17 protein-coding genes are annotated in these 19,821 nt (G+C 70.3%); 6 read left to right on the forward strand and 11 right to left on the reverse strand.

The window, feature by feature from the left end; genetic code table 11:
* Positions 1 to 8: 8 nt before the first annotated feature.
* The 5 genes from OG329_RS38800 to OG329_RS38820 form a co-directional block, all read right to left on the reverse strand.
* Positions 9 to 2,894, reverse strand: a complete 2,886-nt coding sequence (locus OG329_RS38800; protein WP_405801552.1) for a hypothetical protein — start codon at positions 2,892 to 2,894, stop codon at positions 9 to 11.
* Entirely contained in the window at positions 2,891 to 4,003 is a 1,113-nt protein-coding gene (locus OG329_RS38805; RefSeq protein WP_405801553.1) for an AAA family ATPase, read from the reverse strand. The genes OG329_RS38800 and OG329_RS38805 overlap by 4 nt, the downstream gene beginning before the upstream one ends.
* Before the next feature lie 62 nt (positions 4,004 to 4,065).
* Entirely contained in the window at positions 4,066 to 5,433 is a 1,368-nt protein-coding gene (locus OG329_RS38810) for a VWA domain-containing protein (RefSeq protein ID WP_405801555.1), read from the reverse strand.
* A complete protein-coding gene (locus OG329_RS38815) occupies positions 5,430 to 6,848 on the reverse strand; it encodes a hypothetical protein (RefSeq protein ID WP_405801557.1) in 1,419 nt (472 codons plus the stop codon). The genes OG329_RS38810 and OG329_RS38815 overlap by 4 nt, the downstream gene beginning before the upstream one ends.
* Positions 6,818 to 7,321: a hypothetical protein gene (locus tag OG329_RS38820; RefSeq protein ID WP_405801559.1), complete on the reverse strand. Its 504-nt coding sequence runs from the start codon at positions 7,319 to 7,321 to the stop codon at positions 6,818 to 6,820. The genes OG329_RS38815 and OG329_RS38820 overlap by 31 nt, the downstream gene beginning before the upstream one ends.
* A gap of 67 nt (positions 7,322 to 7,388) precedes the next feature.
* Here OG329_RS38820 and OG329_RS38825 point away from each other — a divergent pair, with 67 nt between their 5' ends.
* Positions 7,389 to 8,939, forward strand: a complete 1,551-nt coding sequence (locus OG329_RS38825) for a hypothetical protein (protein ID WP_405801561.1) — start codon at positions 7,389 to 7,391, stop codon at positions 8,937 to 8,939.
* Positions 8,940 to 9,018: 79 nt separating this feature from the next.
* The gene (locus OG329_RS38830) at positions 9,019 to 9,585 is read left to right on the forward strand and encodes an O-methyltransferase (protein WP_405801563.1); all 567 of its coding nucleotides are present in this window, start codon (positions 9,019 to 9,021) and stop codon (positions 9,583 to 9,585) included.
* 25 nt (positions 9,586 to 9,610) lie between these two features.
* Here the strand turns inward: OG329_RS38830 and OG329_RS38835 are convergent, their stop codons facing one another.
* Complete coding sequence (locus tag OG329_RS38835) at positions 9,611 to 9,907, reverse strand: hypothetical protein (protein ID WP_405801565.1); 297 nt, start codon at positions 9,905 to 9,907, stop codon at positions 9,611 to 9,613.
* A 185-nt stretch (positions 9,908 to 10,092) separates the two neighbouring features.
* On the opposite strand from OG329_RS38835, the gene OG329_RS38840 reads away from it, so the two are divergent.
* A complete protein-coding gene (locus OG329_RS38840; RefSeq protein WP_405801566.1) occupies positions 10,093 to 11,253 on the forward strand; it encodes an AI-2E family transporter in 1,161 nt (386 codons plus the stop codon).
* Between the two features lie 126 nt (positions 11,254 to 11,379).
* On the opposite strand, the gene OG329_RS38845 is transcribed toward OG329_RS38840, so the two are convergent.
* A complete protein-coding gene (locus OG329_RS38845; RefSeq protein ID WP_405801568.1) occupies positions 11,380 to 12,132 on the reverse strand; it encodes an SDR family oxidoreductase in 753 nt (250 codons plus the stop codon).
* Between the two features lie 89 nt (positions 12,133 to 12,221).
* On the opposite strand from OG329_RS38845, the gene OG329_RS38850 reads away from it, so the two are divergent.
* The gene (locus OG329_RS38850) at positions 12,222 to 12,815 is read left to right on the forward strand and encodes a TetR/AcrR family transcriptional regulator (protein ID WP_405801569.1); all 594 of its coding nucleotides are present in this window, start codon (positions 12,222 to 12,224) and stop codon (positions 12,813 to 12,815) included.
* 69 nt (positions 12,816 to 12,884) lie between these two features.
* On the opposite strand, the gene OG329_RS38855 is transcribed toward OG329_RS38850, so the two are convergent.
* The 4 genes from OG329_RS38855 to OG329_RS38870 all read right to left on the reverse strand — a co-directional run bounded on the left by OG329_RS38855 (position 12,885) and on the right by OG329_RS38870 (position 17,655).
* The gene (locus tag OG329_RS38855; protein ID WP_405801570.1) at positions 12,885 to 14,462 is read right to left on the reverse strand and encodes an MFS transporter; all 1,578 of its coding nucleotides are present in this window, start codon (positions 14,460 to 14,462) and stop codon (positions 12,885 to 12,887) included.
* Between the two features lie 373 nt (positions 14,463 to 14,835).
* Positions 14,836 to 15,738: a phosphotransferase family protein gene (locus tag OG329_RS38860; RefSeq protein ID WP_405801571.1), complete on the reverse strand. Its 903-nt coding sequence runs from the start codon at positions 15,736 to 15,738 to the stop codon at positions 14,836 to 14,838.
* 262 nt (positions 15,739 to 16,000) lie between these two features.
* Positions 16,001 to 17,320: an SMI1/KNR4 family protein gene (locus OG329_RS38865; RefSeq protein ID WP_405801572.1), complete on the reverse strand. Its 1,320-nt coding sequence runs from the start codon at positions 17,318 to 17,320 to the stop codon at positions 16,001 to 16,003.
* A gap of 137 nt (positions 17,321 to 17,457) precedes the next feature.
* Complete coding sequence (locus tag OG329_RS38870) at positions 17,458 to 17,655, reverse strand: hypothetical protein (RefSeq protein WP_405801574.1); 198 nt, start codon at positions 17,653 to 17,655, stop codon at positions 17,458 to 17,460.
* A 119-nt stretch (positions 17,656 to 17,774) separates the two neighbouring features.
* Here OG329_RS38870 and OG329_RS38875 point away from each other — a divergent pair, with 119 nt between their 5' ends.
* Positions 17,775 to 18,797 carry a helix-turn-helix domain-containing protein gene (locus tag OG329_RS38875; RefSeq protein WP_405801576.1) on the forward strand — a complete coding sequence of 341 codons (1,023 nt, stop codon included), beginning with the start codon at positions 17,775 to 17,777 and terminating at the stop codon, positions 18,795 to 18,797.
* A 306-nt stretch (positions 18,798 to 19,103) separates the two neighbouring features.
* Positions 19,104 to 19,373, forward strand: a complete 270-nt coding sequence (locus OG329_RS38880) for a hypothetical protein (RefSeq protein WP_405801577.1) — start codon at positions 19,104 to 19,106, stop codon at positions 19,371 to 19,373.
* Positions 19,374 to 19,821 lie beyond the last annotated feature (448 nt).

The raw sequence follows: 19,821 nt of genomic DNA on the forward strand, positions 1-19,821 counted from the left end.
CCGTCAGGTCAGTGACCGGCCAGCAGCACCTCCAACGCCGCCGCCGTGTCCGGATGACGGGCGACCAGCCGCGCGCCGGACAAGGTGGCATCCGCCGACTGCCACGAGCCCTCGTAGCCGAGCAGACCCGCGAGCGCGTCGCACGCCGCCGGATGCGCGGCCAGCAGCGCGGCACCGGCACCGGCACCCGGACCCGCGTCAACTCCCTTGCCCACTACCGCCGTTCGGGTCGATCGAGACACGTCCGGGCCGTCCGGCCCGTCCTGCCAGGGCGGTATCCACGCGTCCAGCGCCGCGAGCCGGCCGGGAAAGATCCGCCCCGCCTCCCGGATCAGCAGCGGCGCCAGGTCGGCGCCGTCGGCCCGCAGGGCGCTGATCAGCTTCGGCAGCCACGGCAGCAGCACCGGATCCGGCAGCCGTCCGAACGCGTGGGACACCGCCTCCACGACGAAGTCGGCCAACTGCGGCACCGGCTCCAGCGCGTGCAGGAATCCGCTGAGATAGCGCGGATAGGCGGGCACCACCAGGGGGTTGCCCAGCAGATCCTCACAGCGCGCCCGAAGGGCGGCACGCGAGAGCTGTCCGAGCTGGACCTGGGCCGCCCACAGCAGCGCCACCCTGGCCGGCTCGCGCGGATGCGACTGTGCGAACGCGAGCTCCAGTTGGGTCCGGTCGCAGCCCAGCGACACCGCCAGCGACTCCATGCTGAACAGGAAGCCCAGCATCGCGGCCACCTGCCGGACCGTCGCGTCCTCGTCGGTGAACGCCGTCGGCAGCAGCGTGCAGTAGTGCGCGTAACCGGTCTTGACGAAGGATTCGATCCACGGCGGCAGCACCGGTTCGGCGGTGCGGTAGTACGCGAGCAGCCTGCGCACCCGGCGCAGCACCTCCGGCGCGCCGTCGACGCTGCGCTCGGTCGCCAGGACCTCCAGGGCGCGCGTGCCCAGCTCGTCGGCGAGGCGCCGGCTGCGCAGATACAGCGTCGCGTCCTCGACGGCCTCGAGGACGTCCGCCGTCGTGGCCTGCGGGTCGTACGCGCGGCGCCGCAGACGCTGCTCCAGGACCTGCTCGATGCTGACGCCCTCGTAACCCAGCTCGATCAGCGCCCGCTGATGGGTGCCCAGGGCCAGGTCCCAGGACTCCTGGATGGGCCGCTCGCCGAGCCGTCGCTCGCCCATGATCGCCCGCGCGGCGCCGTACGGCAGCAGATGGCGCAGCATCCACAGCACGTCGGAGCACCGCTCCAGCTCGGGCCGGGACGCCATGTCCAGCAACGCCCGCTGCACACCGCGCTGTTCGAGCTTGAGGCCCAGCGGTGCGAGCCGGTCGTGCACATCGCGCGCGAGCGGCGGCAGCGCGTCGTAACCCACCTGCCCGATCCGGTCGCCGCCCATCATGATCTCGACGATGCGCCGCACATCGCGCCGGCCGGGCACCGTGTCCTTCTCGATGCAGGTGATCGCCGCGTCCTGGAAGTCGTACGGCGTGGGCCTGGCCCGGTCGCGCATACCGGCCAGCAGGATCGACGTCTCGAAGACGGCGATGGCGTCGGCGGTGGAGGCGAGATAGCCGTTACGGCGCGCGGCGCGCACGATCTCCACCGACCAGCCGAGCAGTTCGGCCTCGTCCAACCGGTCGAGCACGGGCGGGCGGCGCAGGAAACCGGAGAGCCGGTCCGAGGGTGCGGCGGTGGCCTCCGTGGTCTCGGTGGCCTCGGGGAGCGCCGCGACCACGGCCTTGCCCGGTTTCGCCGCCTTCTTCGCGCCCGCCTGCCCCACGAGCCGGAACGGCTGTACCCGGGTGCGCCGCAGGTTCTTCGTCCACTGGGTCGCGGCGATCGACACGGAGCCCGGGGCGAGGCCGAACTGCGCCTCGATCGCCGAGTGGCTGGAGGGAATCAGACCGTGCTGCCACACGCTCTCGCCGGGCGGTCCGATCTCGAAAGTCGCGGCGCCGTCGACGCCGAACTCCGCGACCCGGCTGGCCGCGTGGAACGCGCCGCAGACGTACAGACAGTCCGCCGCGTCGGTGCCGGACGCGGCGAGATGTTCGCGCATCCTGGTCCACATGTAGCGCTCGCGGTCCTCGTCCACGCGCACCCGGTCCGCGTCGCCGGGGGCCAGCCGCCGGAAGAGGCTGCCGATCAGCAGCATGACCTGCCGGTAGGTGTCGTGGTCGCTGTCGCCGAGCGGCAGCTCGACGTACTGGTACCACCACTCCGACCAGTGCCGCACCCGGCCGTGGCGCAGCAGGTGCTGCTCCAACTCGGCGAAGCGCGGACGCAGATCGCCGATCTCCACGCCGACGGCGTCGCCGTGCAGCGCGCTCTCCTCCTCGGGCGCCGCGGCGGTCGGCGCCTCCGGTTCGGCGGAGCCACTGTTATCGGTGGATTCCGAGGAGGCCGCCTCGTCCGTCTGCCACTGGAAGACGTGGTCCGACGAGCGGTCCACCAGGACCAGCTCAACACCCGGTGTGTCCAGCGCGTAGGCGATCGCCTGATACTCCGCCGACGCCTCGGTGATCGGCGCGACGACCGACAGCGGCGCCCAGTCGGCCGGGAAGCCCTTGACCTCGCTGGCGAACGCCTGCACCGCCACCGGGAGCCGGCAGTTGCGCAGCTCGGACAGGAGCGGCGCCATGTCCTCGCACAGCTCCAGATAGACGACCTTCGGCCGCTTCTCCCGCAGCCGCCGCGCCATCGCGACCGCCGAGGCCGGCGAGTGGTGGCAGACGGGGAAGATCTCCAGCGGTTCACGGACCGCGCGGTCGACGTCGTCCACGATGCCGAGGAGGATGCCCTGAAGCGCCTCGGGCCCGTCGGCGAGCGTCGTCGCGGCCTCACTCAACTGCGTACGCAGCGCCTCGAAGGCCGCCGCCCGCGGTGCGGGGCTCATGACAGGGTGGCGATCGCGTCCCGACCGCCCTGAAGGAACTCGGGCCAGGAGCCGCCCTTCTCCTTGCTGCGCGGCTCGACCACCCCGTGCAGATACTTGTTGAGGATCGCCAGATCCTCGGGCTCGCGCCGCGCCAGCGAGCCGACGAGCGAGGAGGCGAGGGCGCGGGCCGTCAGCTCGCGCTCGCCGAAGAAGTTGCTGTGCAGGATCGCGTCCTCCAGGACACCGATCTGCTCGGCGCTCGACAGCGCGGACTCCAGCTTCTCGTCGTCGCTGCCCGCGGCGGCTGCTGAGGCGCGCAGATCGGCGAAACTCTGGAGCAGGACGTCCAACAGCGTGGGCGGAACGTCCAGTTCGATCTGATGCCGGCGCAGCAGCTCCTCCGTACGGAAGCGGACGATCTCCGCCTCACTCTTCCTGTTCGTCACCACCGGGATGCGGACGAAATTGAACCGGCGCTTGAGCGCGGACGACAGGTCGTTGACGCCCCGGTCACGGCTGTTGGCGGTGGCGATGACCGAGAATCCGGGCTTGGCGAAGACGATGCCGTCGCTGTCCAGCTCCGGCACCGAGATGTACTTCTCCGACAGGATCGAGATCAACGCGTCCTGGACGTCGCTGGTGGAGCGGGTCAGCTCCTCGAACCGGCCGATCGCGCCCGACTCCATCGCGGTCATGATCGGCGAGGGGATCATCGACTCACGCGACTGGCCCTTGGCGATCACCATGGACACGTTCCACGAATACTTGATGTGGTCCTCGGTGGTGCCGGCGGTGCCCTGCACCACCAGGGTGGAGCTGCGGCAGATGGCGGCCGACAGCAGCTCGGCCAGCCAGCTCTTGCCCGTGCCGGGGTCACCGATCAGCAGCAGACCGCGGTCCGACGCCAGCGTCACCACGGCGCGCTCGACCAGACTGCGGTCACCGAACCACTTCTGCGCGATCTGCCGGTCCACACCGTCCGAGCGCTCGGATCCCAGGATGAACAGCCGCACCATCTTCGGCGACAGACGCCAGGAGAACGGCTTGGGACCGTCGTCGACCGACTCCAGCCAGTCCAGCTCCTCGGCGTACTTGATCTCGGCGGGGGCGCGCAACAGGTCGGACATATTCGTGCCTTTCTGCTTTCTCGGTCTTCTCAGTTCGGTTCGGTTCGGTTCAGCTCGGTGTTCTAAGTGAGAAATGTCTTGAGCTCATGAACGAGCTTGCGTATGTGGCCGGAGACGACCGGCGTCCCGAGCGCCTTGAACCGCTCGCGGAACCAGGGGTTGACCTCCTGGCGCCCGGAGCTGGTGACCGAGCCGACGGGGATGAACTTCACCCCGGAGCGGTGGACCGCCTCGATGCCCTCGAACAGCGGCTGGGAGCGGTCGAATTCATAGAAGTCCGAGATCCACACCATCACCGTGTCGCGGGGATCGGTGATCTTCGGGCGGGCCATCGCCATCGCGACGGGACCGTCGTTGCCGCCCCCGAGGTTGGTGCGCAGCAGCGTCTCGAACGGGTCGTTCACCCAGGGAGTCAGGTCGATCGCCTGGGTGTCGTACGCGATCAGATGCACATCGACCTTCGGCAGCCCGGCGAAAATGGAGGCCAGGATGGTGCAGTTGACCATCGAGTCGACCATGGAGCCCGACTGGTCCACGACCACGATCAGCCGTTGGGGCGTCGTCTTGCGCGCGGTGTGCCGGTAGTAGAGGCGGTCGACGTAGAGCCGTTCCTCCTCGGGGCTCCAGTTGGTGAGGTTCTTCCAGATGGTGCGGTCGAGATCGAGGTTGCGGAACACCCGCTTGGGCGGCACGGAGCGATCCAGGACGCCGACCGTGGACTTCGCCACCTGCGTACGCAGCACCTCCGCGACCTCGTCCACGAAGCGCCGGATCAGGGACTTGGCGTTGGCCAGTGCCACACCGGACAAGTTGCTCTTGTCACGCAGCAGTTGCTCGATCAGCGACATGCTCGGGGTGAGCTGAGCGGCGAGCTCGGGGTCGGCCAGCACCTCGCGCAGCCGCATCCGCTTGACCAGACCGGCCTCGATCGCACCGAGTTCCGGACCGATCTCCGCACCGATCTCCGGGACCAGCCTGCCTCCGCGCAGCTCACCGGGCTCGCAGCCCACGGTGCGCTCCAGCCAGCCCGCGTCGGACTGCCACTGCGCGAGCTGTCCGGCGGTGACCGTGCCGGAGCCGGTGGCGAAGACGTTGAGCAGCACCTTCGACACCAGTGCCGCGCGCCGCACCTCGGCGGCCCGGTCACGTCCGCCGTCCGCGGCCCTGTCCTCGTCTGACGCAGCGGGTGGCTCGGGCACCATCAGACCGTCGAACTCGGCCGCCAGCTCGGGGTGTCGCTGCACCGTCGAGTCCACGGACACGCTCGGGTCCAGCAGCGCGGGCGGCAGGCCGATGTCCTCGACCACGGCGAGGCTCGCCGATTCCAGCGCCGCCTGCTCCTCGGGGTCGAACAGCCGGGCGAGAAGCCGCCAGTAGAGGACCTGGCGTCGGCTGTCGGGTGAACCGGCGTCCACGTTCCGTACGGTCATTTCCGCAACAGCCTTCCCGCGCGCTCGCGCAGCACCGCCGCCGCGTCGGTGGCGGCCTTCTCCGCCCTGACACCGGCCTTGTCGGCCGTGCCGCCCGCCCACGCCCCGGCGTGGACCGCGACGGACTTCTTCCGCACGGTGGCCTCCACAGCGAGCGGCTGGACGCTGAACGCCCCGGCGTCCCATCGCAGCAGGCCGACACACGTCCCCGACACCGCGACGGACTCGGCGGTGAGCGGTCCGGCGGTCGGAATACGGTCGGTGTCGACGGCCAGTCGGGCCCCCGCGACGGTGAACGCCAGGCCCTCATGGTCCTGTTGGGTGCTGTAGCCCTCCAGGAAGACGGGCACGGCGATACGTGCCGGATGCCGGTCCAGGGGAGCGGTCGCCGATGCCGTGGCGGTGGACAGGGCGACGCGCGCGGTGGCGAAGGCGTCGGCGGGCTTGCCCGTACGCGCCCGCGCGTCGTCCCAGACCAGGTCGCCCTCGGCGGTCACCGGCATGTCGGTGAGGTCCATCGAGCGGCCCTCACTCACCGCCGCCAGGAGCGACATGTGCGGGCGAAGCAACTGCCACAGGCCGGCTCCGACGACCGTGTCGGGCTTCGGCACCGAAACGCTCGCACGCACCAGACGGGGCGCCGCACCGCCCTCGGGCTCGAACACGGCGTGCACCTGGGCCTGTACGGCGGTGGCGTGCTCCTGCACGTCGACCCCCAGGGGCAGTAGTCGTCCGGTGGCCGTACCGCTCACGGGCATGTCGGCCGCGCCGGGCACGGTCAGCACCATCGCCCGCGACCACAGGTCGGCCCAGCGGCGCACCGGAACGCTCTCCAGGGCCGAACCCGGGCAGGACGCGGCCAGTTCGGCGGCGAAACCGTCGAGCAGCGTCGCCAGTCGGCGCAGGGCCGGGTCCGGCAGCATCGCGGACACGACAGGCGCCGCCCCGGACACCACGTCATGGTCGATGCCCTGCCAACCGCAGCGCGCCAGCTCGGACAGCCACGAGCGGGCGGCCATGAGCAGATTCCCCGCCCGCTGTCCGACAGGCGCCGGGACGCTCTCCCCGGCGCGGGACCGGCCGACCGCCTCCTCGACACGGGCCGTCAGCGCGTCGTGGACGGAGCCGAACACGGCGGTACGGGCGGCGGCGAGGGCGACGAACTGATCCTCGCTCGCGGCACCGGCCACCGACTTCTGAGCCGCCTCGACGACCGCGGCGGCCAACGGCGTCCCCGCGACGGCGTCGGCCAGGTCTGCCAGGCCGGCGTCCCGCACGGCGTGGGGGCGGAGCAGACCGACGACGAGCGCCCGGTCGAAGGCGTCGACGGCCGCCAGGGCTTCTTCGAGCCCGTCGACGGACTCGGCGAGCAGATCGGCGCGCATCACGCCACCGCCCTGGTCGGCGGGAACCACTGCATCTCGGGCAACGGGGCGGTGGTCGGGGCGAGTTCCAGGTAGGCGAGGTGACGCAGGAACCGGCTGAAGACGGTCGCGGCGGCCGTGGTGGCCCCCTGCGACGGGCGGGTGCCGGTCATACCGGCGGTGAGGGTCTGCGCGGTCGGCTCGCCCTGCGCGGTCTCGATCCGCAGATAGCGGGCGACGCGCTCGGCGCCGTACTGGAGCACCGACTCGTGGACCAGGGTCCGGATGTGATTGCAGAATCCGCCCCGCGCGCCGCCGCAGGGCCGGTTGTTGTTGGTGCTGCACGCGTAGGCGTACGTGCCGGCCACGACCGACGAGACATAGACCCGCTCGATGTCCGAGCCGCTGGACACCACACCTTGCAGACGCCCGTCGGCCAGCTCGACGAACGGCACCTTGGCGAGCTTGCGCGGCCGTGCGGGTGGTACCACCCGCGCCGTGCTCGACCTCTCCCAACGCGACACCGCACCATCTCCTTTGCACCAGGGGGGAGTTCCGCGCCGGTTCGGCGGAACACCCAAGAACCTACTGGTGACCACTGACAACGCCGGATCGCTCGACGGCGCTCCCGCGCTCCCCGCCGTCCCCGGGACGCCGTTCGGATCGAGCGGGGACGTAGGGTTCCTCGCTATGACCGACCGAGTGCTGCGTCTGCTCCGCACACGCCCCGAACTGGCCGCCCTCGCGGCGTTTCCCTTCGACTTCGACGTGGACCGGGCGGACCACGTCGAGGAGGTCCATCTCGCCTCCGGAGCCTCGCTGGAGCCGATCGCGGGGGACGACACGGGTGGTACGTACTTCCTGTGCGCAGGGAGCGCCGTGCTGTACGCGTCCTCCGAGGGCGACGCGGTGCTGATCGCCGACAGCGTCTCCGAGGCGGTCGAGATGCTTGTCCGCGTGCCCCGCTACTGCGAGGACATCTCCGGCGACCTCGACGAGGACCAACTGCGCGCGGCGGTCGACGCGGCCGACGCGCAGGCGCGCGAGGACTTCGCACCCGAACTGGACGCGCACCGCGCTGCGTTGCTCGCCGGACTGGGACTTCCCGACCGCCCGCTGACCGAGTTGGTCGCCCTGATGGAGGCGGCGGTCGAGCGCACCGATCCGGACTATCTCCTGCTCAACTCCCATGAACTCAGGGCCTATCGGCTGATGGACGAGTCGAGCCGCCGACCGCTGCGGGACATCGTGCTCGACCCGGGACGGGCGATGCTCGCGCGCGTACGGGCGGGTGATCCCGGAGCGCGGGACGAGGCCGTGGCCGACGCGGTGCTGCGCGCGGGGGTGGTGCGGGCCGCACAGTACGACCGGCGGGACGGCGATCTGCCCCTGCTGCGGAGCCTGTTGGAGCGCGAGACGGCCGAGCGGGGGACCGAGTGGTACACCGAGCGCCAGATCGCCGCGATGCTCGTGGCGCTGCACGGCGAGGAGGAGGACCTGCCGCGGGTCAGGGCCGCGACGGACGGGGCGGCGGGCTCGGGCGCCGAGTGTGTCCTCGACTGGGCGCGCGCCATGGATGCCGACCGCTACGGCCAAGACCCGGACACGGAAAGCGAGTTCACCTGGACCGAGCTGGCCCGCCGGCAGGGCAGGACCGAGCACGCCAGGGTCGCGCTCATCCGCATGCTGGACGACACCGGCCCCGACGCCGAACGGCTCGTCGCACTGAGCCACGCACTCGAGCGCCTTGGTGACCACGCCCAGGCGGCCCGCGCCCAGTCCGACTTCCTCTCCCTCCAGGACACCGACCACGACCGCGCGACGGCGGCCGGCGCGCTGGCCCGGATGGAACGCCACAAGGGTGATCTGGCCGCGGCACGAAAGGCGTTGGAGCGCGCACGGGAGTCGGTCGGAGCCGTACCCCTGGGACACCGTCGCCGCATCGGTTGCCTGATCACCGAGCAGCACCTGGAACTCGCGCTCGCGGCGGCCGAGGCCGGCGACGCCACCTTGGCCCGCGAGACGATGGCGCACGGCAAGGTGCTGCTGTCGAAGACGGCCGGGCACTACGCCAAGGCGCTGAGCGAGTTGTCCACCCGGGCGAAATGGGCGGTCGCCGCTCTCGGGCGCGACTCGCGCTGACGCACGCGCGGACTGACGAACGCCCGTCGGGCCGCTTTCGGATAGCGTCAAATACCCATGGTGCGAAGGGGGCTTGACCATGGCACAACGTGAGATTCCGCACCGCGTGGTGGCGGCGGAGGGCATCGCCGCCGAGGCGGGGTTCAAGAAGAGTTGCATCCACGAGGTGGGCAGATTGCTCAGCCTGGCCGCTGCCTCGAAGCCCCACGGAGTGGTCGCCGAGAGCGGCACGGGCTCGGGCGTGGGCACGGCCTGGCTGCACAGCGGTCTCGGTACCGAGGCGCGCCTGGTCACCGTCGAGCGTGACGCGGAGTTGGCCGGCCGAGCGGCCGGGGTCTTCGCGGACGACACGCGCGTCAGCGTTCTCACGGGGGACTGGCGGCTGCTTGAGCGGCATGCCCCGTTCGACGTCTTCTTCTGCGACGGCGGGGGCAAGCGCGACGACCCCGCGCGGGTCGTCGAACTGCTCGCTCCCGGCGGAATTCTCCTCCTGGACGACTTCACCCCGTCGTCCGACTGGCCGCCCCGCTTCGAGGGCGAAGTGGACGAACTCCGTCTGTTCTACCTCACTCATCCAGCCCTGAACGCCACCGAGATACTGACAACACCGGTCAGCACAGCGGTTGTTGCCGTACGCCACGTCTGAACCGTCCGAGCAGACCCGGCTCGCCTCAACGCCACGCGTGGCGGACCTCCAACCGTGCGTACCCCATGGCCCCGGAGATCCGGATCGTCGGCCCTGCGGGTCCGGAGGGCCGACGTGGCCGGTAGCGCGGGTCCTTCCACACGGTGCGCGGCTCCTCCTTGTAGGGCCGGGGCACCCGCCACGCGCCCCGCCGCTTGATACGTCCGCCGGCGGCGCCGATCGTGGCCGCGGTGCCCGCCTTCTCCTGCGGCAGCGAGTCCAGCGCGGGCGCGAGGTCGCTCCACGTCCTGGCGGAGAGCGCCCGCTCGAGCCCTTCGTCCATCTCCTCGCGCGAGAGGTGTCCGGTCGGTCGGACGTCCGGAGATCGCGCCGGGAGACCGACGACTGCGTGCCCTGCACCGGATCCAACCCCCCTTCGCAGGCCGCGGGTTGAGCGTGGCGACCGGGGTGGTCTTGAATGGCGGAGGCCGGTCGGAGGGCGGGCCCGGTGCCCATAGGGTGACCTCCATGTCTGCGTCGTTGAGTTCCGAGAAAAGCCGTGCCGCGCTCCGTACGTCGGCCCGCGTCTCCGTCGAATTACTGGTGGTCCTCGTCGTGACGGGGGCGGCGCTGTGGCTCATGGGACAGACATGGCCGATCCTGTGGCCGCTCGTGGTCGCACTGCTCCTCACCACGCTCACCTGGCCCGTGGCCCGTTTTCTGCGCGGGCACGGATGGCCTCCGGCCCTCGCCGCTTCGACGGTGACACTGCTGTTCCTCCTGCTCGCCGTCGGCGTGGTGGCGCTGATCGTGGTGCCGACGGTGTCCCAGTCGGGCGAGCTGGCGGTCGGCGTGAGCGACGGTTTCGACAAGGTGCGCGAGTGGGCGGCCGGACCGCCGCTGAACATCGGCGAGGACGAGATCTCCGGTGCGCTCGACACCGGGGTCTCCAACGCTCAGGAAAGTCTCGACAGCATGGTCACCGCTGTCGTCGCGGGCGTGAGCACCGTGGTCGACGGCGTCGTCACCACTGTCCTGGCGCTTTTCCTCATGTTCTTCTTCCTCAAGGACGGGCCGCGGTTCCTGCCGTGGCTGACCCGTCAGTTGCCGGGCCGGCTCGCCACCGACGTCCCGATCGTCGCGGCCCGCAGTTGGGACACGCTGGGGGCGTTCGTGCGTTCGCAGGCGTTCGTCGGTCTGCTGGACGCCGTCTTCATCGGTCTGGGGCTGTGGATCGTGGACGTCCCGCTGGTGCTGCCACTGGCGGTGCTGACCTTCGTGTCGGCGTTCGTGCCGATCGTGGGCGCTCTGTTCGCCGGACTGGTCGCGGTACTCATCGCGCTGGTCTCCAACGGCCCGACGGACGCGCTGATCGTGCTGGGGATCATCATCGTGGTGCAGCAACTCGAGGGCAATGTGTTCCAGCCCATGATCCAGAGCCGGGGACTCGGCCTCCACCCGGCGGTGATCCTGCTGGCGGTGACGCTGGGCGCCAGCCTGGCCGGCATCGTGGGCAGCCTGCTCGCCGTGCCCGTCGCCGCGCTGATGGCGGTGGGCTGGAACTATCTGCGGGAGCAGCTCAGCGACCCGGCCGAGGAGCCGCCGGCCACCCCGTCACCCCCGTCACCCCCGTCACCCGAACCGGCAACCGGCCGGCCGGACACCGGTGCCGTGGTCCCGTCGACGTAAGCGGTACGTGGCCCGGCTGCGCCGACACGGCAGCCGGGCCGGTGCGCCGTCACAGCCGGACCGTGTGCTACTCCCGCGCCGGCGTTCGCCCGACACCGACGAGCTGTTACGGCGGTGAACCATCCGTTACGGCAGCGAGCCCCCGGTCACGTCCAGCCAGTGCCCGGTGATCCACCGCCCCTCGTCGGACGCCAGGAAGGCCACCACGCCCGCGACGTCGTCCACCCGGCCCACCCGGCCCAGCGCAGACACCGCCGCCGCGCCCGCCCATGCCTCCTCGCTCGCGCGGATCGTCGGCGCGGTGTTGTCGGTGTCGATGATGCCGGGGGCGACGGCGTTGACCGTGATGCCTCGGGGTCCCAGCAGCTTGGACAGGTCGCGGGTGAAGACGTCGAGGGCGCTCTTGCTCATCGCGTAGGTGATCAGGTCCGGCATCAGCGCCGTATGCGTCAGGCCCGTCGACACGTTGATCACCCGGCCGCCGTCCGGCATCCGCTCCAGACCGAGTCTGGTCAGGAAGAACGGCGCCCTGGTGTTGACCGCGAACAGCCGGTCGTACTCCGCCTCACCCATCCCCTCGTACGCGGTCGAGGTGCCGATCCCCGCGTTGTTGACCAGGATGTCCACCCCGTCCGCGTGCCGGTCGAACTGCGCCCACAGCGTCTGGGCGTCGCCGGGCAGTCCCAGCTCCGCCCCCAGCGCGAAGGCCGAACCGCCCGCCGCCTCGACGGCCTTGACCGTCTCGGCGGCGGCCGTCTCGTTCGTGCCGTAGTGCACCGCGACTCGCGCCCCTTCCCGGCCCAGCCGCTCGGCTATGCCCCGCCCGATGCCCCTGCTGCCGCCGGTGACCAGCGCCGTCCTGCCGGTGAGCACGCCCATGGCGGCGCCCCCCTTTCTCTAGTGGTCGCTACAGAAATGACCGTAGCAGATTCTCTAGCGGCCACTACAGAACGCGTTACGATGTCCGCATGGAGACGAAACGGCGCGGCAGGCCCCGCTCCTTCGACCGCGACGCCGCACTGGAGCGGGCGACGCTGACCTTCTGGGAACACGGCTACGAGACGACCTCCATCGCCGACCTGACCGATGCCATGGGCATCGGTGCGCCGAGCCTGTACGCCGCGTTCGGGGACAAGAAGGCGCTGTTCGCCGAGGTCGTGGAGTCGTACGCGGTGCGCTACGGCTCCTTCGGCGCCCGCGCGCTCGAGGAGGAACCGACGGCCCGCGCCGGCCTCGCACGGCTGCTCACGGAGACGGCCGCCGAGTTCACCGACCCCTCCCACCCGCGCGGCTGCCTGATGATCTGCGCGGCGGCCAACTGCGTGACCCCCGAGGTAGAGACGGCGCTGCGGGAGCGCCGCCAAGCCAACATCGCCAGTTTCGAGAGCCGCCTGCGCGCCGACATGGCGACGGGCGAACTGCCCCCCGACACGGACCCGGCCGCCCTGGCCCGTTTCGTCGGCGCCGTCATCCAGGGCATGTCCCAGCAGGCACGCGACGGCGCCACGAAGGCGGACCTGGAGAGCCTGGCCGAGACGGCGATGCGCGCCTGGCCGGTGTGAACACCCACCCGCGCCCCGTGCCTTGAGCGTGGAGCGTGGAGCCGTTCCACGCTTGACCTGGGCCGGGACCTAGCCCGCCGCGGCTTTCTCCGCCGCGCGGGCCTTCGGCGACTTGCCGTTGATCAGGACGGCGCCGATGATCGCGGCCGCGAGCAGGATGATCGCAGCCCAGGCGATGGCCACCGTGAAGCCGTGGACCGTACCGGTGTTCACGATGCTCGTCCGCTCCTGCGGTGTCAGACCGCCCTTGCGGGCCGCCGCCGCCAGATGGCTGGTGAGATACGTGGCCGTGACGGTGGTCGCGATCGTGTTCAGCAGGGACGTACCGATGGAACCACCCACCTGCTGCGCGGTGTTGACGCTCGCGGACGTGACACCCGAGTCCTGCGGGGCGACCTCCATCGTGGCCGTCGAGATGACGGGCAGGAAGGTCAGTCCGAGCCCGACGCCCAGCAGGATGGTGCCCGGCAGGATGTGCTGCGCGTAGTTGGAGTGGGTGTCGATGAAGGTCAGCGAGAACATGCCGCCGGCGCTCAGCAGCAGCCCGGGGACCAGCAGGAAGCGCGGCGGTACGAGGGGCAGCAGCCGGGCGGAGATCTGGGTCGAGGCGATGATGATTCCCGCCGACAGAGGCAGGAACGCCAGGCCGGCGGAGAGCGGCGAGTACCCGAGGATGGTCTGGAGGAAGTACGTCAGGAACAGGAACGCGCCGAACAGGCCGATCGTCGTCAGCGCCATCACGAGCATCGAGCCGCCGCGGTTGCGGTCCCGGACGATGTGCGGGGGCAGCAGCGGGCCGGGGGACTTGGTCTGCCACCAGGCGAACGTGACGAGCAGCAGGACGCCGATGCTCAGCACGGTGAGGACTTCCGTGGCGGTCCAGCCGATCGCCTCGGCCCGGCTGAAGCCGTACACGATCGCGACGAGACCACCGCAGCCGAGGAAGACGCCCGGGATGTCGAGATGCGCGCCCTTGGTGCCCGCGCGGTCCTTGAGCAGCGTGAACGCGCCGATGACGGCGAGGAGGGCGATGGGGACGTTCACGTACAGGCACCAGCGCCAACTGAGCCATTCGGTGAGCATGCCGCCGAGGAGCAGCCCGATGGCGTTGCCGCCGCCCGCGATGGCGCTGAAGATGCCGAAGGCTTTGGCACGGTCCTTGCCCGAGGGGAAGGTCGTGGTGAGCAGGGAGAGCGCGGAGGGCGCCAGGAGGGCGGCGAAGACGCCCTGGAGCGCGCGCGAGAGGAACAGCATCTCCTGACCGATGGACGCGCCGCCGATCGCGGAGGAACCGGCGAACCCGATGAGGCCGATGATGAACGTACGCCTGCGGCCCACGAGGTCGGCGATCCGTCCGCCCAGGAGCAGCAGTCCGCCGAAGGCCAGGGTGTACGCGGTGATCACCCACTGGCGGTTGCCGTTGCTGATGTGGAGGTCACGCTGTGCGGAGGGGAGCGCGATGTTCACGATCGTCGCGTCGAGCACCACCATGAGCTGCGCGGTCGCGATGACGGCCAGCGCCCACCAGCGATGTGGATCGGGTTCGTCCACCGGGGGATCCGAGGCGCCGGAGCCATCCGTCGGCGATCCGCCCGGTGTGCCGCTCTGTGTCCCGCCGGGCGGGCCGGGGGCCGACGGATCGCTCATCGATGTCTTCCTTCGCAGTGGACCTCTGCCGCCGCGCGTCAGCAGCCCGGCAGTGAGGTCAGAACACCATGAATCGGACGACCTTGCCTCCCCGGGCGGGTGCCGGGGGACACGCGTCGGTGCGGGGAGCGTGTCGCGAGCGGGCCGTCTCCGGCCGCACGACCCTCACCTGCCCGCGGGCGCGCCCGCGCCCGCGTCGAACGTCGAACACGGACCGCCATCAGGACGAACGCCGCCGTGGGCGAGCGCGCCCCGATCGAGGCGGGCACGGGCCATGGCGGCGGCTCGCCGCCGTACCCGCGCCTTGTATCCGCGCCTTGTACTCGCGCCTTGTGCCGCCCGCGCCTACGGACCGCCTACGGATCGCCTTGTCTCAGCCCCGCGTGTCCATCAACGCGGTGACGTAGGCATCCAGCCGCTCCTCCACGGCTCGCGTCGTCAGCTCTGTCCTGCCCGCGTCCCGCCAAGGCCGCGCCACCAACCGCACTTCTTCCGAGAACGCCAGCCCGTCCCGCACCCGCCAGTACAGCCGCTCGGCCGCGCTCCCGGCCAGGAGCCCGCCGGCCTCCTCGTACGCCTCGGCGAACCTCAGACCCCACGCCGGGCCGTGCAGCAGCGCGAGATTGGTGGAGCAGTGCGCGACATCGAGATCCGCCGGGCCCCAGGAGGTCGCCGCCCAGTCGACAACGCCGGCGATCCGGGGACCTGCCGGGTGTGCGGGCGACACGTCGAACAGCACGTTGCCGGGATGGAAGTCCCGGTGCAGGAATCGCCCTTCATAGGCCGGCGCGGGCCCGCGGATCATGTCGATCGCCGCGGCCCATGCCGCCGCGTCGGCGCCCTTCGGAGTCACGACGGTGTCGGCGGTCGTCAACGTCACGTACTTCCGGGGCCGTTCGGCGGGTCGTAGCGCGTGGATCGCCACGAGTTGACGGGCCAGCAGTGGGACGCGCGCCTCCACTCCCTCATCGGCGAGGACCGTCCGGCCCGCCAGATGTGTCATCAGGAGCGACGGGTACTCGCAATGCGCGGCGGTCGGATCGACCGCGACCAGTTCAGGAGCAGCCACATCGGTCCCCGTGAGCAGGGTCAGCGCGCCGGCCTCCCGGTGCAGCGAGTCCTCGGCGTGCGGCGTGTCGACGAAGGTCCGCAGCACCAGATCGCGGGTGCCTCCGTCGCGCGTAACGATGGTCAGCCGCCGCATTTCGGCGGTGATGCCGCCGTGCAGCGCCTCGACTGCGACAACCCGCTCGCCGGCCTCCAGATGCTGGGTCACCCAAGCCAGGGTCAACGGTCGGACAGCCGCAGGCTCATCGTGGTTGGTCACGCGTGCCACCCCATCATCCGGACGGTGGCACGCGCAAAGGGTTTTGCCTGCTCACCTGGCTTGTCAGACCCCCCGGTCAGCCTCTTTCGCATGGCTGACAACCGGTTGATCAAGAGCGGCAGGATTCCGTCCGAAGGGACACTTGACGACTTCGCCGTGGCCGATGTGGCAGGTGCTGTTCGCGGCCGGCGGGCAGCACCAGGGGCCGGGGCTATGGGATTTGATGAGCGGTGATCTGCTCACTGCCAACCGCTTCCCGCCGGTCGACGGCCGGGTGACGGCCGGGTGACGGCGCTCCCGCCCCTCCCGCCCCTTCCCGGGGCTCCTCCACCATCAGCAGGCCCACCGCCACACCCAGGGCGCCGCCACCGCTCATCGACGGCACCCTCAGGTCGGTTCCCGCCATCGCAACCTCAACGATGTGTGCCAGCGCCCCCGGCAGAGTCAGCCCGCCCTCGGGTGTGTGGTGCATGCGAGGTTCTTCGCCCTTGGCCCAGGTACCGGTCAGGCCGGTGTCGCAGTCCATGAAATCGCCGGTCGTCGGCTCGTCCACCGTGTCGGCGGTGAAGGGGACCCACCGTGAGCCCCAGCCCGGTATCTCGTCGGCGACGAATTCACGGGTCTCCAGGGCGGTTTCGATCGGCATCAGCGCCAGCCCGTTGAGGAACGCGCCAGCACCGGAGGCGGTGACACCATCGTTCAGCGTCCACAAGGCACGCAGGGGAGCGGGCAGTGGGAAGCCCAGCCGCTGCTCGACCTGCCCGATCCGGTGATCGGAGGCGCCCGGTCGCAGCGACGCGTAGGACTCCGGCGCGCGCAGCCTCAGCCAGACCTTCAGACGCTCCCACGCAGCGGTGACCAGTTGGTCCTCGGGAGTGACCTGCTCGCGCTCCGTCTCATCGGCCAGGGTTTCCCTCAACACCCAGGTGAGATGGCTGGGCGGGCCTTCGTTCAGTTGAGGAACGCGCGAGTATCGGTGCGAGTACGGGACGGGGGTGCCGGTCTCCAGCGACTGCGCCATCAGCCTGATCATCTCCCCCAGACTCTTCCAGCGGACCGCCGTGACCTCGTTGCTCTCGTAGTCGATCTCGATGATGTTGCCGTAGGTGTCGCCGGGCCGGTGGTCGACGAGGAGACTTTCCCCCGTGTGCGTGCCGGCGACGGGGAGCCACAGCGGGTCCGCCCACGGGCTCATCACCCATTCCTCGGGGTCCTCGCCGAACTCGTCGTGGAACTCTTCGAGCATCTCCCGCATGTAATCCGGCCCGCGCTTGAGCGCTTCGACGTCGTACGGGACGTGGCCGCCCGGCCAGACGGGGGCGTCATTCATGGGAGCGTCGTTCATGGGGGCGCCGCCGTGGATTCTGAGCCACTGCACGAGGTGGGGATGGAGCGGGTAGGGGATCGCGTCCTGGAGGACCTGAACGGCCTCTTCGGAGGAGGCCGGAGGCAGCTCGGACAGGGCACTGGTGCACTGGTGCCCTCGAAGCCAGGCTTCGATGCGCTCCCAGGCGCGACTGAGGTCATCCATCAGCACATCCTGGCACGTGGCGGCGCTGCCTCTTCTGCGGCTCCGGACGTGCTGAGCAGGACGACGCGAGCCGTTGTGCGCTCGTGACTCCTGCGAGGCATAACCGCCTTGCTGACGCAGTCAGCGGGTGCGGACGGTCAGTCGAATGCGATGTCCGGCGGGTCCTCGTCCCAGGGACTCAGCCGCCGCGCAGGGCCGTACCGCTTGCCTGCGGCCTCCCGGGCGTCACGCGTCCGGGCCTTCACCTGAGCCGGCTCGGACGGCGACAGAGCCCGGAGGGCGGCGAGACGCTTGCCGTCGGGCATGGCCCGCAGCGCGTCCGGATCGGTTGTCACCGGTGGGCAGTGCTCCCTCTGCCGGTTCGGGGCAGCAGTGACGCTTACCGGTCAGGGGCGCTCTCACTGCGACCGACGGCCGCCTTCTACTGCTCCCGAGCCCGAGGGACCATCAACGGGTGTCCGAACTCGCGCCCGAAGAAGCGTCCCTGGTGCAGAAACCTGTGATGACCCTGTCCACTGACATCGTGCCGGCGCGGGATCGGTTTGAGTGGTGGGCGCATCGGATGCGTCAGGACGTCATGCCCACAGCGATGGCCAGCGATTACGCCGACTGCTTCCGCGGGAGAGCCGACGTGTCCGACCTGTCCGGCACCGCAGTGGTGGCTCTCACCTTCTCGCCGCTGGCGGCTCGTCGGAGCCCCGCGCTCATCCGGCATCATGACCCGGAGAACTATTACCTGTTCGCGGTCCACGGCAGCCCGATCAGACTGGAACAGTCCGGCAATGTCACATGCCTCACGGCCGGAGACATGGCTCTGTTCGACACTTCCCATCCTCTGGCCGCCGACTTCCTCGACCATGGCCGGCAGAAACGTCTGACGCTGATGCGACTGCCCAGGGCTTCCCTGCCACTGCCGGGCGGTACGGCGGACTGCCTGCTGGGCAACACTCTCCTCACACGAACCCCGACAGGCGCGCTGCTCGGCCAATTCCTGTCCGGCTTCCGGGAGAAGCCTGCCGCGTACGGCTCGGCGGAACTGCATGGGCTGGGCCGCATCGGATTCGAGCTGGCCGTCACTTTCCTCGCGAGCCACATCGACGCGGAGCACACCCTGCCTGTGGAAACCCGTGAGCATGTACTACGCGCACGGGTCGGCGCGTTCATCGAGCACAACCTCGGCGATCATGATCTGCGGCCGGCCACCATTGCCTCGTACCACCACATATCCGTACGCACACTGCACCAGTTGTTCCAGGGCCAGCCCCAGAAGGTCAGCGCGATGATCCGGCGACGCCGCCTCGAACGGTGCAAGGCCGACCTTCTCGACCCGCGGCTGAGACACCACACGATTGGTGATATCTCCGCTTGTTGGGGATTCCGTCACCCCGCGGATTTCAGCCGCGCCTTCCGCGCCGCCTACGGCGCGCCGCCCAGGGATCTCAGACACCAGGAATTTCACGGCCACCGTCGCACGTGACCGTGCGCTGTTTGCCAAGTCTCTCCGCGCTCTGTGCCAACGACTCAAGGACATGAGACGCGGCACAGTGAACCCGGTAGGCGCCCCCTGTTCTCCCGAAGCTGCCGCGAAGTGACAGGTAGCTCAATTGCGTGCGGAGGTACAGGCCATTCCTCCGCGATGTCGAGGCGGAGGGAAACAGCGCCGAACAGTTCTTTCGAGCACATGACATCGAGTTCGTAGCGAGAGGGGAAAGCTATGCGAATCCGAGGGCTCGCCAGGTCCGCAACAGTGTTGGGCGTTGCGGCGTTGATCGCAGTGGCCACCGTGACGTCCGCGTCGGCGGTCACCATCAACCACGGGAGCGACAGGGCCGAAGCGTGGGCACAAGGGGTACGGGCGTACGACGGGGAGAGCGACGGCAACGGCGTGTTCGCCGAGGTCTACACGGCGGCCGGCGGGCACACCAACGTCTGGGACGGCAACGGCAACGACGGGACGTGGGGACCGTGGACCGACTTCCCCAACACCCACATCACCCAGTTCCGCGTCTGTGAGCATCACGTAGGTTGCTCCGGCTGGGTCTACAACCCGTAACCCTCCCCTCGCGTGGCCAGGCCACGCGATAGCTGGGCCTGATCCCTGGCGCCTCCCGGCGCCAGGGATCTCCGGTCCGTATCGACCAGGTCGGCGAGGCCGGACCCGGTGAGCTGGGCGCGCTGGATGTCGCCGGCACCGTTGGTGACGATGCCGAAAAACGCAAGAGCGACGACGGCGGGAGGACGGCTCGGTCGGCTTACACCGGACCGCAGTTGGCGATCACGCCGGACATCCACGCGGTCGACACCGAGCGCGGTCAGTTCCGGGGGATGAGGCAGATGCGCGGTTACGTGGGCGGGGCCGCACCCCACAGCGGAAACCGGCCTGCCGGCGGCGGCCCGTACGAGCCCGGCGAACGCGCCGCGCACGGCGCGCCCGAGCGTTGCGTAGTCGGCGGCGGCGGTGTCGTACGACGCCTGGTCTCACGTAGGCGGGAAGGTTCAAC

It is taken from the genome of Streptomyces sp. NBC_01506, from assembly GCF_045040295.1.
GTDB lineage: Bacteria > Actinomycetota > Actinomycetes > Streptomycetales > Streptomycetaceae > Streptomyces.

Coding starts and splice junctions, on each gene's coding strand:
- OG329_RS38800 (WP_405801552.1), bottom strand. CDS start 2,894: ATGAGCCCCGCACCGCGGGCGGCGGCCTTCGAGGCGCTGCGTACGCAG.
- OG329_RS38805 (WP_405801553.1), bottom strand. CDS start 4,003: ATGTCCGACCTGTTGCGCGCCCCCGCCGAGATCAAGTACGCCGAGGAG.
- OG329_RS38810 (WP_405801555.1), bottom strand. CDS start 5,433: ATGACCGTACGGAACGTGGACGCCGGTTCACCCGACAGCCGACGCCAG.
- OG329_RS38830 (WP_405801563.1), top strand. CDS start 9,019: ATGGCACAACGTGAGATTCCGCACCGCGTGGTGGCGGCGGAGGGCATC.
- OG329_RS38835 (WP_405801565.1), bottom strand. CDS start 9,907: ATGGACGAAGGGCTCGAGCGGGCGCTCTCCGCCAGGACGTGGAGCGAC.
- OG329_RS38840 (WP_405801566.1), top strand. CDS start 10,093: ATGTCTGCGTCGTTGAGTTCCGAGAAAAGCCGTGCCGCGCTCCGTACG.
- OG329_RS38845 (WP_405801568.1), bottom strand. CDS start 12,132: ATGGGCGTGCTCACCGGCAGGACGGCGCTGGTCACCGGCGGCAGCAGG.
- OG329_RS38850 (WP_405801569.1), top strand. CDS start 12,222: ATGGAGACGAAACGGCGCGGCAGGCCCCGCTCCTTCGACCGCGACGCC.
- OG329_RS38855 (WP_405801570.1), bottom strand. CDS start 14,462: ATGAGCGATCCGTCGGCCCCCGGCCCGCCCGGCGGGACACAGAGCGGC.
- OG329_RS38865 (WP_405801572.1), bottom strand. CDS start 17,320: ATGGATGACCTCAGTCGCGCCTGGGAGCGCATCGAAGCCTGGCTTCGA.